Annotated in this window: 2 rRNA genes; both read left to right on the top strand. The window is 54.4% G+C overall.

The window, feature by feature from the left end:
* Positions 1–998: ribosomal RNA gene (locus ASF71_RS22200) — 23S ribosomal RNA — on the top strand; the annotation flags it as partial.
* A 46-nt stretch (positions 999–1,044) separates the two neighbouring features.
* A 5S ribosomal RNA gene (gene rrf, locus ASF71_RS22195) occupies positions 1,045–1,160 on the top strand.
* The last annotated feature ends 111 nt before the right edge of the window (positions 1,161–1,271 follow it).

Below are 1,271 nucleotides of genomic sequence, written 5' to 3'. Positions count from 1 at the left end.
CGGCGGCCGTAACTATAACGGTCCTAAGGTAGCGAAATTCCTTGTCGGGTAAGTTCCGACCCGCACGAAAGGCGTAACGATTTGGGCACTGTCTCAACGAGAGACCCGGTGAAATCATAGTACCTGTGAAGATGCAGGTTACCCGCGACAGGACGGAAAGACCCCATGGAGCTTTACTACAGCCTGATATTGAGGCTTTGTGCATGATGTACAGGATAGGCGGGAGACGTCGAGCCCGGAGCGCCAGCTTCGGAGGAGTCACCCTTGGGATACCGCCCTTCATGCATAGAGTCTCTAACTCGCAGCCGTGATCCGGCTGGAGGACCGTGTCAGGCGGGTAGTTTGACTGGGGCGGTCGCCTCCTAAAGAGTAACGGAGGCGCCCAAAGGTTCCCTCAGAATGGTTGGAAATCATTCGTAGAGCGCAAAGGCAGAAGGGAGCTTGACTGCGAGACCTACAAGTCGAGCAGGGACGAAAGTCGGGCTTAGTGATCCGGTGGTTCCGCATGGAAGGGCCATCGCTCAACGGATAAAAGCTACCCTGGGGATAACAGGCTGATCTCCCCCAAGAGTCCACATCGACGGGGAGGTTTGGCACCTCGATGTCGGCTCATCGCATCCTGGGGCTGGAGTAGGTCCCAAGGGTTGGGCTGTTCGCCCATTAAAGCGGTACGCGAGCTGGGTTCAGAACGTCGTGAGACAGTTCGGTCCCTATCCGTCGTGGGCGCAGGAAATTTGAGGAGAGCTGTCCTTAGTACGAGAGGACCGGGATGGACGCACCGCTGGTGTACCAGTTGTYYYGCCARRRGCATMGCTGGGTAGCTACGTGCGGACGGGATAAATGCTGAAAGCATCTAAGCATGAAGCCCCCTCCAAGATGAGATTTCCCTTTGAGTAATCAAGAAAGACCCCTCAGAGACGATGAGGTAGATAGGTCACGGGTGGAAGCATGGCGACATGTGGAGCTGAGTGATACTAATCGGTCGAGGCCTTGTTCTAGCAGATGCTTGTTGATGACTTCAGTTTTGAGGGCGCGAGCCCGTCGTCTGGTGACGATAGCSAAGWGGTCACACCCGTTCCCATTCCGAACACGGMAGTTAAGCACTTSARCGCCGAWRGTAGTTGGGGGYTTCCCCCTGYGAGGATAGGACGTTGCCAGGCACTTGACCGATYTGCAGATTGCAGGTCGGTCTTTTTGTGTAATTATTTTAAAGGAAAAGGAGCTTTTTCATGAAACACGAACTTCCTATTGTACATGCCTATTGTACATGC

The sequence above is a fragment of the Deinococcus sp. Leaf326 genome, from assembly GCF_001424185.1.
Classification (GTDB): domain Bacteria; phylum Deinococcota; class Deinococci; order Deinococcales; family Deinococcaceae; genus Deinococcus.
Note: the sequence above shows the minus strand (reverse complement) of the source record. Positions and strands in the feature narration are given on the sequence as shown.